The 14826-nt window shown below is 61.4% G+C and carries 12 protein-coding genes, 2 tRNA genes and 1 pseudogene; 14 read left to right on the top strand and 1 reads right to left on the bottom strand.

Translation table 11 applies throughout. The features are described 5' to 3' along the window. The first annotated feature begins 21 nt into the window (after nt 1–21). Together FHU29_RS17520 and FHU29_RS17515 are read left to right on the top strand one after the other, a co-directional pair. Entirely contained in the window at nt 22–312 is a 291-nt protein-coding gene (locus FHU29_RS17520) for a GNAT family N-acetyltransferase (RefSeq protein WP_064439520.1), read from the top strand. Then, nucleotides 309–1310 carry a DUF2804 domain-containing protein gene (locus FHU29_RS17515; RefSeq protein ID WP_064439351.1) on the top strand — a complete coding sequence of 334 codons (1002 nt, stop codon included), beginning with the start codon at nt 309–311 and terminating at the stop codon, nt 1308–1310. The genes FHU29_RS17520 and FHU29_RS17515 overlap by 4 nt, the downstream gene beginning before the upstream one ends. Nucleotides 1311–1369: 59 nt before the next feature. Here FHU29_RS17515 and FHU29_RS17510 read toward each other — a convergent pair. Further along, a tRNA-Gly gene (locus FHU29_RS17510) sits at nt 1370–1440 on the bottom strand. Nucleotides 1441–1669: 229 nt separating this feature from the next. On the opposite strand from FHU29_RS17510, the gene FHU29_RS17505 reads away from it, so the two are divergent. From FHU29_RS17505 to FHU29_RS17455, 12 genes and pseudogenes are all read left to right on the top strand, one after another. Beyond that, nucleotides 1670–1743 (top strand) — tRNA-Pro (locus FHU29_RS17505). 141 nt (nt 1744–1884) lie between these two features. After that, complete coding sequence (gene tig / locus FHU29_RS17500; protein ID WP_064439519.1) at nt 1885–3294, top strand: trigger factor; 1410 nt, start codon at nt 1885–1887, stop codon at nt 3292–3294. Nucleotides 3295–3504: 210 nt separating this feature from the next. Then, entirely contained in the window at nt 3505–4092 is a 588-nt protein-coding gene (locus FHU29_RS17495; protein ID WP_041451546.1) for an ATP-dependent Clp protease proteolytic subunit, read from the top strand. A gap of 59 nt (nt 4093–4151) precedes the next feature. Beyond that, the gene (locus FHU29_RS17490) at nt 4152–4814 is read left to right on the top strand and encodes an ATP-dependent Clp protease proteolytic subunit (protein WP_064439350.1); all 663 of its coding nucleotides are present in this window, start codon (nt 4152–4154) and stop codon (nt 4812–4814) included. 331 nt (nt 4815–5145) lie between these two features. Further along, nucleotides 5146–6426: an ATP-dependent Clp protease ATP-binding subunit ClpX gene (gene clpX, locus FHU29_RS17485; RefSeq protein WP_064439349.1), complete on the top strand. Its 1281-nt coding sequence runs from the start codon at nt 5146–5148 to the stop codon at nt 6424–6426. A 2-nt stretch (nt 6427–6428) separates the two neighbouring features. Beyond that, nucleotides 6429–6893 (top strand): type II 3-dehydroquinate dehydratase, encoded by a 465-nt coding sequence (aroQ, locus tag FHU29_RS17480; protein ID WP_064439348.1) that lies wholly within the window; start codon nt 6429–6431, stop codon nt 6891–6893. Then, nucleotides 6890–7354, top strand: a pseudogene (mobA, locus tag FHU29_RS23375) (molybdenum cofactor guanylyltransferase); the annotation flags it as partial. The gene aroQ and the pseudogene mobA, both read left to right, overlap by 4 nt. 159 nt (nt 7355–7513) lie before the next feature. Continuing rightward, complete coding sequence (locus tag FHU29_RS17475) at nt 7514–9553, top strand: S9 family peptidase (RefSeq protein ID WP_064439518.1); 2040 nt, start codon at nt 7514–7516, stop codon at nt 9551–9553. A 155-nt stretch (nt 9554–9708) separates the two neighbouring features. Beyond that, a complete protein-coding gene (locus FHU29_RS17470) occupies nt 9709–11397 on the top strand; it encodes an ABC transporter family substrate-binding protein (RefSeq protein WP_083962181.1) in 1689 nt (562 codons plus the stop codon). Beyond that, complete coding sequence (locus tag FHU29_RS17465) at nt 11394–12398, top strand: ABC transporter permease (RefSeq protein ID WP_064439347.1); 1005 nt, start codon at nt 11394–11396, stop codon at nt 12396–12398. Before FHU29_RS17470 ends, FHU29_RS17465 begins: the two co-directional genes overlap by 4 nt. Then, nucleotides 12395–13216 (top strand): ABC transporter permease, encoded by an 822-nt coding sequence (locus tag FHU29_RS17460; protein ID WP_064439346.1) that lies wholly within the window; start codon nt 12395–12397, stop codon nt 13214–13216. Before FHU29_RS17465 ends, FHU29_RS17460 begins: the two co-directional genes overlap by 4 nt. Continuing rightward, nucleotides 13213–14784: a dipeptide ABC transporter ATP-binding protein gene (locus FHU29_RS17455; RefSeq protein ID WP_064439345.1), complete on the top strand. Its 1572-nt coding sequence runs from the start codon at nt 13213–13215 to the stop codon at nt 14782–14784. The genes FHU29_RS17460 and FHU29_RS17455 overlap by 4 nt, the downstream gene beginning before the upstream one ends. Nucleotides 14785–14826: the final 42 nt, after the last annotated feature.

Here is a 14826-nt window from a genome sequence, read left to right as displayed (position 1 = left end):
CAAATGAACGTTGAGATTGGTATGACACCAACGGTTGAACACGACACTACTGGGCAGCGTTTCCAGTTGCTTGTCGACGGGCGTGGCGTGGGTTTCGCGGACTACCAGGTATTCGACCATGTCCGCAATTTCAACCACACGGTAGTCAATCCCGCTGAGCAAGGGCAGGGATTCGGCTGTGTGGTGATAAAGGCTGCCCTTGATGACACCCGGGTTAATGGATTACGGGTGCTTCCTACTTGCTCTTTCGTGCGGCACTTTATCGCAAAGAATCCGGAATACGGGGACCTAGTGGTGCACGACCGCTCATGACGAGCGACGATTTCCCGCCCGGTCTTCCACCGGCTCCACCCGCGTTTGAACTGGGTCCCGCAGGCCGTGTGTCTGACGGCCGCTTCTTCGGTCCGATCGCGGACGTTTCGACGGCTAAATGGGACGGGCGCGGGCCTTTCGCGCGGCGGCGGAGGCAGCGCAAAGCATGGATCTACACGGCCGCATTTACACCCCGGTTCACCGTGGGGCTAGCAGTCGTCGACGCTGGCTATCTGGCGACGGCATTCGCCTACATTCACGATCGCCAGCGGGAAGTGTTTACCGAGCAGAAGGCGGTTTTGCCGGCCGGTTTTCCCGCGAAATTTCAGCCGTCACTCGATGTTCCCTGGCGTCTGGTCCGAGGCTCACGGTCCTGGGAGATTACGCGTTCGGGCGCTGGATGGGCGGCGAAGCATTCTGGGTCTGGTCTCGGTGTCGACATCGACATCGATGATCACGGCCGCGGCCTCACCGCGATAAGTACAGCGCCTGGCCGGCCGTTCCACCACACGTACAAGCTGTGTTCGCTGAATTGCCGTTTGTCCGTTCGGACTGAGGGTCGCGTCGTGACCGAAGAGGGACATGCTGCCCTCGATTTCTCGCTCGGGTATCCACCCCGGGATACCCGCTGGAACTGGGCCAGTCTCGACGGCACGACCGCCGATGGGCGGCAAGTCGGGATTAATCTCGTCGCGCACTTCATGAATGGCCTGGAAAATGCGCTGTGGATCGACGGTGCCGTTGTTCCACTGGGGCAGGCGGTTTTCACTTACAGGCCGGAAAACACCCTGGACCGGTGGAACATAGCGACTGTCGATGGGTACGTAAATATCGACTTCTATCCGGATGGAGAACGCAAAGAGAATCTCCGCGCGGGTGTCATGGCAAGCGTTTTCTCGCAGCCATTCGGCAGATTCGAAGGGCAGATACGGACCCAGGCTGGTCTTGTCACCGTCAGCGGGCGGGGCGTCACAGAGCAGCACCGCGCTGTCTGGTGAGTCAGCTCGAAACTTGAAACATTCGCGAACAGCATTTCGCGAAGCTCTCGGAGAGTGAGAGCGGGCGACGGGAATCGAACCCGCACCATCAGCTTGGAAGGCTGAGGTTCTACCATTGAACTACGCCCGCATCGACACGTTCGACGTGTGCGAGGAGTGACTGTACCGAACCTACTTTGGAAACGCCAAGCTCTCCACGTAGGATCGTCGCGGCGGTGACAAAAACCATCTTCGCGGTCAGCAAACTGCGGGCTAGGTGTTCCGTGCGGCGAACCGCGGGGTAGTCTGTCGGGCGGTAGTCTGCTGGAGCCGTCGCTGAGAGTCGCTAAAGTCGTCTCGGTGACAGCTAAAGCGGTTTACGGGGTGTAGCGCAGCTTGGTAGCGCATCCGCTTTGGGAGCGGAGGGTCGCAGGTTCAAATCCTGTCACCCCGACGGTGGTGGCGCTGGGCGCAGAAATGCGTCCAGCGGCTCCATGCCACGACAGCGCCATGTCATCACGATTGGTGGCATTCACCACAACGATAATTTGGCAACCAGATTTTGGCAGACGAAGAATCAGGCAGGAGTATGTCCGTGAAGAGCACCGTCGAGCAGCTGAGCCCGACGCGAGTACGTATCAGTGTCGAGGTGCCGTTCGAGGAGCTGAAGGCGGATTTTGACCGCGCCTATAAGGCGCTCGCGCAGCAGGTTCGTGTTCCAGGCTTCCGGCCCGGCAAGGTACCCGCACGCATCATCGACGCACGCGTGGGTCGCGGCGCCGTCCTTGAGCAGGTCATCAACGAATCGCTCCCTGGGCGTTACTCCGAAGCTGTGAGCTCAGCAGACGTCAAGGCAATCGGCCAGCCTGAGATCGAGGTGACACGGATCGAGGATGGCGACCACTTCGCGTTCACCGCAGAAGTTGACGTGCGTCCCGAAGTTGCCCTGCCTGATTACGAGTCGCTCGAGGTTTCCGTGGAAATCTCCGAGGTCTCCGAAGCTGACGTTGAGGAAGAGCTCGAAGAGCTGCGCAAGCGCTTCGGCACGCTTAACCCCGTGGACCGTGGCATCGAAAATGGCGACTTTGTGACCCTCGACCTCGCCGCGACGGTTAACGGTGAAGCCGTTGACGATGCGACGGCGTCTGGGCTGTCCCACGAGGTGGGCTCCGGTCAGCTCATCGAAGGTCTCGACGAAGCTGTGCTCGGGCTCAAGGCCGGGGAGCAGACTGAGTTCACCACGAAGCTGCTCGCCGGAGACCATGCGGGTGAAGATGCTGTCGTCGCGGTCACTATTGGCTCGGTCAAGGTTCGTGAGCTTCCTGAGGTCGACGATGACTTCGCCTCCATGGCGAGTGAATTCGATACCGTTGAGGAGCTCCGCGAAGACCTCCGCAGTAAGGCTGAGCAGTCGAAGAAATCGCAGCTCGGCAACACGATCCGCGACAAGGTCGTAGAGGCCCTGCTCGACGCCGTTGATATTCCTGTACCTGAGAATGTCGTCCAGTCGCAGGTTGATGAGCAACTGCACAACGCTGTCCATGCACTGGACCACGACGAGGACACGCTCAACCGCCTCCTCGAGGCGCAGGGCAAGACCCGCGAGGAATTCGACAAGGACTCCCGCGAGGCCGCGGAGAAGGTCATCCGGACCCAACTCCTCCTCGACACCATTGCTGACACCGACGAGGTGTCCGTCGGGCAGCAAGAGCTGTTCGAGCGGATCTTCTTCGAGGCACAGCGTTACGGCATGGAGCCGCAGCAGTTCATTCAGGAACTGCAGAAGCAGCCGAATGGGCTGGCATCGATCTTCGCTGATGCGCGCCGCACCAAGGCCCTTGTTGAGGTGATCCGGAAGGTTGCCGTCAAGGATTCAGACGGCAACGACATCGATACAACAGAAATCTTCGGATCTGCCGAGCCGGACGCAGAGCAGACCGAGGAAACAGCAGGCGAGGACGCTGCTGAGCCCTCAGAACAAGAGTCTGAGGAAGCCAGCAAGTAAGCCAATTCATGACGCTTACAGCGAACGTGGGCGGTACCGGGATACTGGTGCCGCCCACGTTCGTTAGTGTCGACGTCAGTAAGTTTTGGCTGGGCCATCTCGGATGGCGCGCCGTTCCGGCGCGGCAGACCGAGATGTTCCCGGCTCAACGTTCTTCGTACCCGGAAGGCAGGCCCCGTGACCGTGCAGATTCCCGCGCAGAACCCAGAGATGCGTACCACTTCATACGGAATGAACCTCTCAGACTCGGTGTTCGAGCGGCTGTTGCAGGAACGCATCATCTTCCTGGGATCACAGGTTGATGACGAGATCGCCAATAAGCTGTGTGCGCAGATTCTCCTGCTCTCTGCGGAAGACCCCACACGCGACATTTCGCTCTACATCAACTCACCCGGTGGCTCAGTCACCTCGGGCATGGCGATCTTCGACACCATGCAGTACGCGGAGTGTGACATCGCGACATACGCGATGGGCCTCGCGGCGTCGATGGGGCAGTTCCTGCTCTCCGCGGGCACGCCCGGCAAGCGATTCGCATTGCCGCACGCCCGCATCATGATGCACCAGCCCTCTGCCGGTATCGGCGGTACGGCGGCTGACATTGCGATCCAGGCGGAGCAGTTCGCGTATACGAAGAGAGAAATGGCTGAGCTTATTGCCGAGCACACTGGCCAGTCTGTCGAGCAGATCATCGAGGACTCAGACCGTGACCGCTGGTTCACGGCAACGGCGGCCAAAGAATACGGCTTTGTCGACCACGTGATCAGTCGTGCAGCGCAGTCCGGCGGGGTGGGCCGCTAACCGGGCGGCGCAGGCACCCAGAAAGTACTCACCCTTCCTCGAGACCTGTGGAGAAAGTCATGACGATTAACCCCAACATGCTGCCCCATTCACCGTCGGCGCTTGGCCCTCAGTCGCGCTACATTCTGCCCTCTTTCATCGAGCACTCAAGCTACGGCGTCAAGGAATCAAACCCATACAACAAGCTGTTCGAGGAGCGAATCATCTTCCTCGGCGTGCAGGTTGACGATGCGTCCGCGAACGATGTGATGGCGCAGTTGCTGGTGCTCGAGTCACAGGACCCGGACCGTGACATCACGATGTACATCAACTCTCCGGGCGGCTCGTTCACCTCGCTGATGGCGATCTACGACACGATGCAGTACGTGCGAGCTGACATCACGACGGTCTGCCTCGGCCAGGCCGCCTCGGCAGCTGCTGTACTGCTTGCAGCTGGTTCGCCCGGCAAGCGGCTGGCACTGCCGAATGCTCGCGTTCTCATCCACCAGCCGTCCACCGGCGGCATGCAAGGCCAGGTCTCGGACCTCGAGATCCAGGCTCGGGAAATCGAGCGCATGCGCCGGCTGATGGAGACGACGCTGTCGCGCCACAGCGGGAAGACTGCTGAGCAGATCCGCAAGGACAGTGATCGTGATCTGATCCTCACCGCTGCAGAGGCGAAGGACTACGGGATCATCGACAACGTCCTTGAATACCGGAAGCTGTCACTGACCACTCAGTGATCAGCGACTTGCGGGTACGGCCCCCGGCCGTATCCGCGGGTGTTTATCTGATGCCGGTGTGAGCGCTGCACGCTATCCTGGGACGACACGCCGGACTGTTACAAGTTACCGCCCTGCGGGCCATGTAGCAGCGAGGCTTGGAGTCCCAGGGTGAACCCGGAAGGCGCGGGCGATCACACTGCGAGAACACGTCAAGCGGATGGTGCATAACCTAGACCAGCCACGCCTGTGGCGAGTACGGTCAGGAGAAGCCGGTCAACACCGCTGCGTATGAATGCGGCCCGCTTTCGGGGGTTGCACGGGCGAGGATAGGGAAGTAGGGAGCACGGTTATGGCGCGCATCGGCGACGGGGGCGATCTGCTGAAGTGCTCGTTCTGCGGAAAGAGTCAGAAGCAGGTCAAAAAGCTCATCGCTGGCCCTGGCGTTTACATCTGCGATGAGTGCATCGACTTGTGCAACGAGATCATCGAAGAGGAACTCGCTGAAGCGAGCGACGTCAAACTCGATGAGCTGCCTAAGCCCGTTGAAATCCACGAGTTCCTCGACCAGTACGTAATTGGCCAGGGCATGGCCAAGCGCACTCTCGCTGTTGCCGTGTACAACCACTACAAGCGCGTACAGGCTGGTGACAAGGCGCGCGACGCCCGCAACGACGGCGTTGAGTTGCAGAAGTCAAACATCCTGATGCTCGGCCCGACCGGTTGCGGAAAGACATACCTGGCTCAGACCCTCGCGAAGATGCTGAATGTTCCCTTCGCGATTGCTGACGCTACTGCACTGACCGAAGCGGGATACGTCGGCGAGGATGTGGAGAACATCCTCCTCAAGCTCATCCAGGCTGCGGACTACGACGTCAAGCGCGCCGAGACCGGCATCATTTACATCGATGAGGTCGACAAGATCGCCCGCAAGAGCGAGAACCCGTCGATCACTCGTGATGTCTCGGGTGAAGGTGTCCAGCAGGCCCTGCTGAAGATCCTTGAGGGCACCCAGGCGAGCGTCCCTCCGCAGGGCGGCCGTAAGCACCCGCACCAGGAGTTCATTCAGATCGACACGAGCAACGTGCTCTTCATCGTTGCTGGAGCGTTCGCAGGCCTCGAACGGATCGTGTCCGACCGCGTGGGCAAGCGGGGGATCGGTTTTGGCGCGGATGTGCGCTCCAAGGCGGATGTCGACACCACAGACCACTTCGCCGAAGTTATGCCCGAGGACCTGATCAAGTTCGGTTTGATTCCAGAGTTCATCGGCCGGTTGCCGGTTGTTGCTTCGGTGACGAATCTCGACAAGCATTCCCTCGTCGAGATTCTCTCTGAGCCGAAGAACGCACTGGTCAAGCAGTACACTCGGCTATTCGAGATGGACAACGTCGAACTCGAATTCACCCAGGATGCGCTCGAGGCAGTGGCTGACCAAGCGATTCTGCGGGGCACCGGAGCGCGTGGCCTCCGCGCAATCATGGAGGAAGTGCTGCTCCCGGTTATGTATGACATTCCCAGCCGTGATGACGTGGCGAAGGTCGTCGTCACGGGCGCGACAGTCCGGGAAAACGTCAACCCGACAATTATTCCGCGCCGCGCGGAGTCACCTGAGCGCCGGGACAAGTCCGCGTAACGATGAAGAGCAGTGAGATTGATGGTGCCGGTAGCAGCGGCACCATCGTCGTCTTAAACGGGCCTAACCTGAACCTCCTTGGCCAGCGGCAGCCCGACATTTACGGCAGTGACTCCCTCGCTGACGTGGAGCGACTCTGTCAGGAGGCCGCAGGTCCATGCGGATTCACGATCGATGCGCGTCAAAGCAACCATGAGGGTGTGCTCATCGACTGGATTCACGAGGTTAGGCAGACCTGCGCTGGTCTGGTGATTAACCCGGGTGGGCTCACCCACACGTCGGTGGCGCTGCGGGACGCGCTCGTCACTGTTGAAGCGCCGGTCGTCGAGGTTCACATCAGCAACATTCACAAGCGTGAGGAGTTCCGCCACCGCTCCTACGTGTCGGGCATATCTGAGGGCGTCATCTGTGGTCTCGGTGTCTATGGCTACGTCGCGGCCGTCGGATTCCTCACTGGCCGGTCGTGACTCAGCACGTCCGTCCCGCGGCGATAGTCCTCGCCGGTGGCGCATCGCTGCGAATGGGTCGGGATAAAGCGTCACTCCCGTGGGAGCGCTCCACTTTCCTCGCCGCGGTCGTCGAGACCGTGCGTCCGGTGTGTGCCGATGTATTTGTCGTGGCGGCGCCGCGTCAGACGGTGCCTGAAGTCAACGCGACGGTCGTCCGCGATCCCGTCGCACACCACGGGCCTCTCCAAGGATTGATCACTGGGCTTGAGGCGGCGGAAAAGGGTGGCCATGTCTGGGCTTTCGTCTGTGCGACGGACATGCCGCTGATCGAAGCGGAACTGGTGACTCTGCTCGCTCAGCACTGCCAGGCCGACGGGACCGATGCGGTGCTGGCGCACGATGGCTCCCGGCTACAGCCCCTTGCAGGGGTCTACAAAGTGTCTGCGCTCCCCAAGGCTCGTTCCTATGCAGTTGGGGGACGGCGCAGTTTGTACGGATTTGTTGACACGTTGACCACGGTCTCGGTGGATGTGTCCGCTCGCGCTCGGCAGCTGATCAACGTCAACACTCCCGGTGAACTAGCGGGACTGCAAGGCTCGAAGGAGAAGAAGACAGTGAGCCATGGTAACAACGACACTGTGACTGATACCGCTGCATCCGCGTTCCACAGCCTCGACGAATACCTGCGAATCCCGCGAGTGGCGGGACTCGTGATCTCGCCGGATGGGACGCGGCTCGTGACACGGGTGGAGCAAATAAACGACGACGCGACGAAGTTCATAGGTGCTCTCTGGGAAGTTGACCCCGCGGGCAAGCGCAGTGCCCGTCAAATCACTGCAGGGCTGAAGGGAGATGCCGCACCGGTCTTCACAACTGATGGGGACCTGTTGTTTGTCTCCGCGCGCGGGAAAGATGATGACGCGCCAGCTTCGCTTTGGTGTCTTCCCGCCCGCGGTGGTGAGGCGTACGAGATCGCGAACCCGCCCGGCGGGGTGGCGTCAGCCCTTGCGGCTACGGGCGCGGACCGGGTGGTGTTCACCGCGACTACCTATCCTCACACCGCCACGGACGACGACGACGCGAAGCTGCGCAAACTGCGCAAAGAGTCGAAAGTCAATGCCATAGTTCACACCGCCTACCCGGTCCGCTACTGGGATCACGACCTTGGACCCGAGGTTCCCGGACTTCGATCGGGTCCCGCATCCGGGGAATTCACTCGGATAGCAGCCGGGCCGGGGCTTCGGGAGGCGCGCGCAGATCTCAGCGCTGACGGTTCGTTCTTGGTGTCGACATGGCAGATCGCCGGTCCGCTGGCCCGCCAGCGGACCCAGCTTGTGCGTATAGACGCGGACTCAGGTGAGCGATCAGTCATCGTCGATGAGACGGACGCCGATTTCGGCGCGCCTGCGATTTCTCCTGACTGCAACCTCGTCGCGTACGTGCGTGAAGCTCACGGTGACCCTGAAACACCCCCTAGAGTCACTCTGCATATTCATGACCTCAGAACCGGTGAGAACGCGCAGATCGCGCAGGACTGGGAGCGGTGGCCGACGTCGATCCGGTGGCTGCCAAACGGCAACTCACTGGTTGTCACAGCTGATCATTACAGTCGCTGTCCGATCTTCCTGGTGCCCGTGACGACCCCAGGAGAGGTTCAGCAGCTCACTGAAGATGACGGGGCGTACTCAGACGTGGTGGTTGCACCCGAGGGCGACGCTGTGTACGCGCTTCGTGCCGCCATTTCTCGTCCGCCGCATCCGGTCCGCATCGAATTGTCGACCGGCGAGGTGAGGGAATTGCCCGGTCCGGTGACGGAGGCGCCGCCCGTCCCCGGTGTGGTGACCGAAGTGATGACGACAGCTGAGGACGGGACGCCGCTGCGTGCCTGGCTCGCCCAGCCATCCGATGCGTCGGAAACGAACCCGGCTGCGCTGCTTGTGTGGATTCATGGGGGGCCGCTGAATTCCTGGAACTCGTGGCAATGGCGCTGGAATCCTTGGCTGATGGTCGCGCATGGGTACGCCGTCTTGCTTCCCGACCCGGCGCTGTCGACGGGCTTCGGGCAGGAGTTCATTCAGCGCGGTTGGGGTCGGTGGGGCAAAGAACCGTATACCGACATTATGTCGCTCACGGATGCTGCTGAGCAGCGCCCCGAAATTGATGCTGCGCGAACTGCGGCGATGGGCGGTTCGTTTGGCGGTTACATGGCGAACTGGATCGCTGGTCACACAGACCGGTTCAAGGCGATTGTGACGCACGCGAGCCTCTGGGCGCTCGATCAGTTTGGACCGACGACTGACGCCGCGTGGTTCTGGGCCCGGGAAATGACGCCCGAGATGGCGGTCGAGAACTCGCCGCACCTGTACGTGGCCGACATCAGAACCCCAATGCTTGTGATCCACGGGGACAAGGATTACCGGGTGCCGATCGGTGAGGCGCTGCGCCTCTGGTACGAACTGAATGCCGAGTCCGCGCTGCCCGCGGATGACCAGGGGGTTTCGGACCATCAGTTCTTGTATTTCCCCTCTGAGAACCACTGGATTCTGAGTCCGCCGCACGCGAAGGTCTGGTACCAGACTGTCAATGCGTTCCTGTCACGCCACGTGCTCGGGAAGGATGAACCCTGGCCTGAGGCGTTGGGGGCCGGGGAGTTCCCCGGCAGGAACGACGAAGACTGAACGCTTACGCGCCGAAAGCTCCAGTAGTCCGCGCCTACCGGAGCTTTTTCGTTTCTAGGAGCCAGCAGCGCAATTATTGAAAACGATTGTCGTTACTATATACTCCCGTGCGGTAAGCACCGTCGGCGTGCTCAATCTCGGGGGAAGGACTCTTTGTGACGACACGTTCATCAGCTGCGTCTTGGTTGCGAGGAGGTGGAGCGGTTGTCATTGCCGCTGCGCTTGCTCTGACCGGGTGCGGCTCATCGGAAACCGATTCACCCGGCGTCACCGGCGCCGCAGCTGCGCAGAGCATCAATCCACAAGACCCGTCATCCCTACAGGACGGGGGAGACCTGCGCATCCCAGTCGACGCGCTGCCCACCAACTACAACCCGATCCAGATCAATGGCGCGCGCCTCGTGACCTGGCAGCTGGCGGAAGCCATCCTGCCTAGCGTTCACCTCGATGGTGCGGACGGCGGGCATGAGCTGAACACCGCGTTCTTCGACTCCGCCGAGCTGACGGCGGACAGCCCGCAAACAATTACGTACAAGATCAACGATGACGCTGTCTGGAGCAACGGTCGCCCGCTCACCTGGGAAGATCTCGCCTCGCAGGTGAGTGCACTCAGTGGCAGCGACGAGGCGTTCGAGGGCTACAGCACGGTCGGCTACAGCGATGTCGCCGCAGTCGAACGCGGTGAGACAGACAAGGAAGCCATCCTCACGTTCGAGAACACATTCGCCGAGTGGGAGGGCCTCTTCAACCTCCTCCTCCCGCTGGAAGTCACGGGGGACGCGGAGGAGTTCAACGAAGGCTGGATGAACGGTCCGACGATCACCTCAGGACCGTTCCAGGTGGAAAGCATCGACGACACTGCGAAGGCGATCGTCCTCGAACGTAACCCCGAGTGGTGGTCCGCCGCTCCGCCGCTCGATCGCATCATCTTCCGCGCACTTGACGCTTCAGCACGCGCGGATGAACTCGCCAATGGGGGCATCGACCTGTATCCGATCGGCGGGAATGTCGACCTGTACACCCGAGCGCAGAACATGAGCGGCGTCGAGGTCCGCACCGCCCCGGAGCGGCGCGCTGGGCAGCTCACGCTGAACGGTTCCGATGACGCGATGCTCAATGACCTCGAGTTACGGCAGGCGATCGCCCAGGCAATCAACCCGCAGGGGGTCACTGATGTCGTGCTGGGTACGATCTCGCCCGGTGCTCAAGCCGTCGGCAACCATATTCTCCCGCCCACTGATCCGGGCTATGAGGACAACTCAAATGTCCTTCCGTACGACCCCGAAGCTGCCGCGAGCGCACTGGATGAACTCGGATGGTCACTCGACGGGGACTTCCGCGCCAAGGATGGCGAACGTCTGAGCCTGCGGCTCATCGCCCAGTCGGCACCGGTGTTCGACACAGTTTCGGGAGTGATCCGCAACCAGCTGAACGAGGTTGGTGTCCACGTCGACGTGGTGTCGGTCCCATCCGATCAGTTCTACGACGGCTACCTGCTACCTGGCGCGTTTGACCTCGCTGTGTTCGAGTGGACCAAGTCCGCATCCCCGTTCGCTCACGACCGGCCGGTCTTCCAGACTCCCGACGGAGAGGACTTCGGTTCGAACTTCGGCCGAGTTGTCGTTCCCGGAGTCGAGGAACTCTACGACGAAGGACTCGCAGAGCTTGATACGGACCGGCGCAACGAGATCGCCAACGAAATTGATCGGCTCGCTTGGGAGTACGCGCACCACATCCCGCTTTACGCGGAATCAGGCGCGTACGCGGTTCGTGAAGGCCTCGCCAACTACGGCGCTCGAGGGCTTGCTCACTACGGGTTCGCGAAGGCTGGCTGGGTGAAGTGACCCGCACCGCCGCGGCCAGCCAGTACCTCGCGGGACGGCTTGCAGGTCGTGTCCTGCTGTGTCTGGCGGCCACGTTCTTTGCGTTCGCTTTGGCATCAATGACGTTCGACCCAATGGCTGAGCTCCAGATGCGCCAGCCGCCGCCACCGCCTGGCGTTCTGGAAGCTCAGGCAGCGAGGCTCGCCCTCGACTCACCGATTCCGCTGCGCTTCCTCGAGTGGATCGCTGGCTTCCCATCGGGTGACTTCGGAACGACAGTCGGTGGCCGTCCGATCGGAGATGAGCTATGGTCCCGGGCGGGAACGAGCATGCGACTGTTCTTCGCGGGCAGCATCGTCGCGATCCTCCTGGGAGTTGTCGTAGGGGTACGCAGCGCGCTGAATTCACGCCACGCCAGCGACCACCTCACGATGTTCTGGACTCTGGCACTCCTCGCGATACCGGTGTTCGTCCTTGGGACTCTGCTCAAGCTGCTCTGGCTACCCATCAACGAGGCGGCGGGGACGCAGATCCTCTACTTCTCCGGGGAAAGCACTGTCGGCGCGAACTACACCGGATGGGAGGCGGTGCTCGACCGGATACGGCACATGGTTCTGCCGACTCTTGCGATCGCGCTGCCGCAAATCGCCTATTTCAGCCGCTACCAGCGCGCCGCGATGCTCGAGATTCTGAACAGTGATTTCGTGCGGACAGCCCGCGCCAAAGGTCTCCGCTGGCGCCAGGCCGTGCGCATTCACGCGCTTCGCGTGGCCCTCATACCTATGGTGTCGCTGTTCGCGTTCAGTTTCGGCCTGCACATCGTCGGTGGCGTGTTCACCGAACGCATTTTCGGCTGGCACGGCATGGGGGACTGGCTGCTAACCGGCATCCACGATCATGACGCACGGATTGTCGCCATGGTCACGCTGTTCATCGGTGTAGTGATCGTGATCGCAGGCTGGCTCTCGGACATCGTCCTCGTGATGCTTGATCCGCGCATCAGGACGGACGGTGCCACGTGAAGCACCCGCTTACGCTGGCTGGTTCCGCAGTCTTGTTGATGATCGTTGGAATCGCTTTCCTTGGGCCGTGGCTCTACCCACACGATCACATTGCGCAGAACCACGCCGCGGTACTGCAGCCACCTTCTTGGGAGCATTGGCTGGGCACCTCCCGCCTCGGTGAGGATCTACTCGCACAAACCATGCGGGGACTGCAGAAGTCACTTCTGATCGGGCTGGCAGTCGCGGTGCTGTCCACCGCAGTCGCTGCCATCGTCGGAACCCTCGCTGGCTACTACGGCGGCAGAGTCGACCGGGGCCTGATGTGGTGCGTGGACATGCTGTTGATTCTTCCGACATTCCTCATCGTCGCCGTCATGTCCCCGGTGCTGCGCGGACAGTCCTGGCTATTGCTCGTTGTCGTCATTGCCATGTTTCAGTGGACGCTCGCTTCCCGGATCGTGCGTGCCCGTGCCATGAGCCTGCGGGAGCGCGGGTTTGTTCGCGCCGCTGAATACATGGGGGCGCGCGGCCCGCGTGTCATCCGTACGCACCTGATTCCGAACATGGCGCCGCTTCTCATCATCGACTGCACCATCAATGTGGGTGTCGCGGTGATCGCGGAGGCAGGGCTCAGCTATTTCGGATTCGGTGTGCGTCCGCCTGACGTGTCGCTGGGCACGTTGATCGGAATTGGCAGTAACTCGGCAATCACCTACCCGTGGGTTTTCCTGGTACCTGTCGCGTTCCTCATCACCACCGTGATGGCTGTCGGCCTGATCGGTGAGGGATTGCGCAGGACGATCGACCGCGAATCAAGCAAGGCGGCACTGGTATGACAAGCGTTCTCAAGGTCAGGGATTTGACGGTGCGGACCGGCTCGCAAACGCTAGTCAACAACATAGGGTTCACGCTCTGCAAAGGACGTACGCTCGCGTTGGTTGGCGCGTCAGGATCGGGTAAATCGCTCACTGCGCTGGCGGTGATGGGACTGCTCGGACATGAATTGCGGGCGTCGGGCTCAGTATGCCTGGGAGGCAAGGAGATACTCGGTCTAGGCGACCGGGAATTATCGCGGCTGAGGGGCCGTCGGCTGACGTTGGTGTCACAGGATCCCCTTGCTTCACTCACCCCGGTGCATACTGTCGGCGCGCAAGTTGCCGAAGCGGTGCGAATTCATCAACGTGTTTCGCGTGCAGATGCCTGGAAGCGGGCGGTCGCGATGCTCACGCGAGTGGGTATCGAGGACGCCGGGCAACGGGCGCGGAGCTATCCGCACGAATTCTCCGGTGGGATGCGGCAGCGCGTAGCAATTGCGATGGCGATGATCAATAAACCTGACCTGTTGATTGCTGACGAGCCGACAAGTGCACTGGACCCTACGATCGCAGCTCAGATCATGGAGCTTTTCGGTGAACTGCAGCGCGAAACGGGCACCGCAATTCTCTTCATCACCCATGACGTTTCGCTTGTCGAGCGGTATTGCGACGAACTGGTTCTGCTCGAAGGTGGATCAGTGGTCGAGCACGGTACCGTTCGGGAGGTCATTGCGGCGCCGCGAAGTGCGGAATTGCAGGCTATGGTGGCGGCGACCCCGCGCTGGGAGTCCGTCGACCGTCCCGCACTGACTGGCCCGGTCGCGTTGTCCGTGGCGGGCCTGACGCGGACGTTTCGTGCACGGCGTCTACGCGAACGGAAGGTGACGGCGCTGAAAGACGGGACCTTTGCGGTGCGTGCCGGGGAAGCATTCGCGATTGTCGGCGAGTCTGGGGCGGGCAAGTCAACCTTGCTGCGTGAGATCCTGCACGCCGGTACAGCACCGCCCGGAGTGCTGAGCATTTTCGGAGAGGATCCGTCCACTTTCTCCCGAGTTGAGCGGCAGAACTTGCGACGCGAAGTCCAAATCGTCCTGCAGGACCCGGGTGACTCGCTCGACCCACTGATGTCGATTGCATCAATCGTCGCCGAGCCGTTGCACATTCACCGGGTTGCAGGTGTGGATGCCCGCGTTCCGCAGTTGCTGCGGATCGTCGGTCTGACAGATGACTTCGCAGAACGCAGACCTCGCCAGTTGTCAGGCGGTCAGCGGCAGCGCGTCGCGATCGCCCGGGCGCTCGCGCTCGAACCGAGAATTCTGCTGCTCGACGAGCCAGTTTCGGCCCTGGACATGGCGTTGAGGTCCGAGATCATGGCGCTGCTTGACACGTTGCGCCAGAGCTTGGGCCTGACGTATCTGATGGTGTCGCACGACTTGCCGCTGGTGCGCCAATATTCGGACCGGGTCGCCGTGATGTGGCAAGGGCGGATTGTCGAGCAAGGTCCCGCCGGTGAGGTTCTCGGCGCGCCACAGCACCCCTACACTCAGCGGCTCGTCGCTGCAGTGGGGCTCGCACCTTCTCCTATCTGACCAGTTCAGACAGGTACTTCACCGTAGAACGCTCGTCGGAGA

Origin of the sequence: Hoyosella altamirensis, assembly GCF_014191505.1 — a bacterium.
Taxonomy (GTDB): Bacteria; Actinomycetota; Actinomycetes; order Mycobacteriales; family Mycobacteriaceae; genus Hoyosella; species Hoyosella altamirensis.
The sequence above is the reverse complement of the archived record's forward strand: the minus strand, read 5'-3'. Positions and strand labels throughout refer to the sequence as shown.

Coding starts and splice junctions, on each gene's coding strand:
- FHU29_RS17520 (WP_064439520.1), top strand. CDS start 22: ATGACACCAACGGTTGAACACGACACTACTGGGCAGCGTTTCCAGTTG.
- FHU29_RS17515 (WP_064439351.1), top strand. CDS start 309: ATGACGAGCGACGATTTCCCGCCCGGTCTTCCACCGGCTCCACCCGCG.
- FHU29_RS17495 (WP_041451546.1), top strand. CDS start 3,505: ATGCGTACCACTTCATACGGAATGAACCTCTCAGACTCGGTGTTCGAG.
- FHU29_RS17490 (WP_064439350.1), top strand. CDS start 4,152: ATGACGATTAACCCCAACATGCTGCCCCATTCACCGTCGGCGCTTGGC.
- clpX (WP_064439349.1), top strand. CDS start 5,146: ATGGCGCGCATCGGCGACGGGGGCGATCTGCTGAAGTGCTCGTTCTGC.
- aroQ (WP_064439348.1), top strand. CDS start 6,429: ATGAAGAGCAGTGAGATTGATGGTGCCGGTAGCAGCGGCACCATCGTC.
- FHU29_RS17455 (WP_064439345.1), top strand. CDS start 13,213: ATGACAAGCGTTCTCAAGGTCAGGGATTTGACGGTGCGGACCGGCTCG.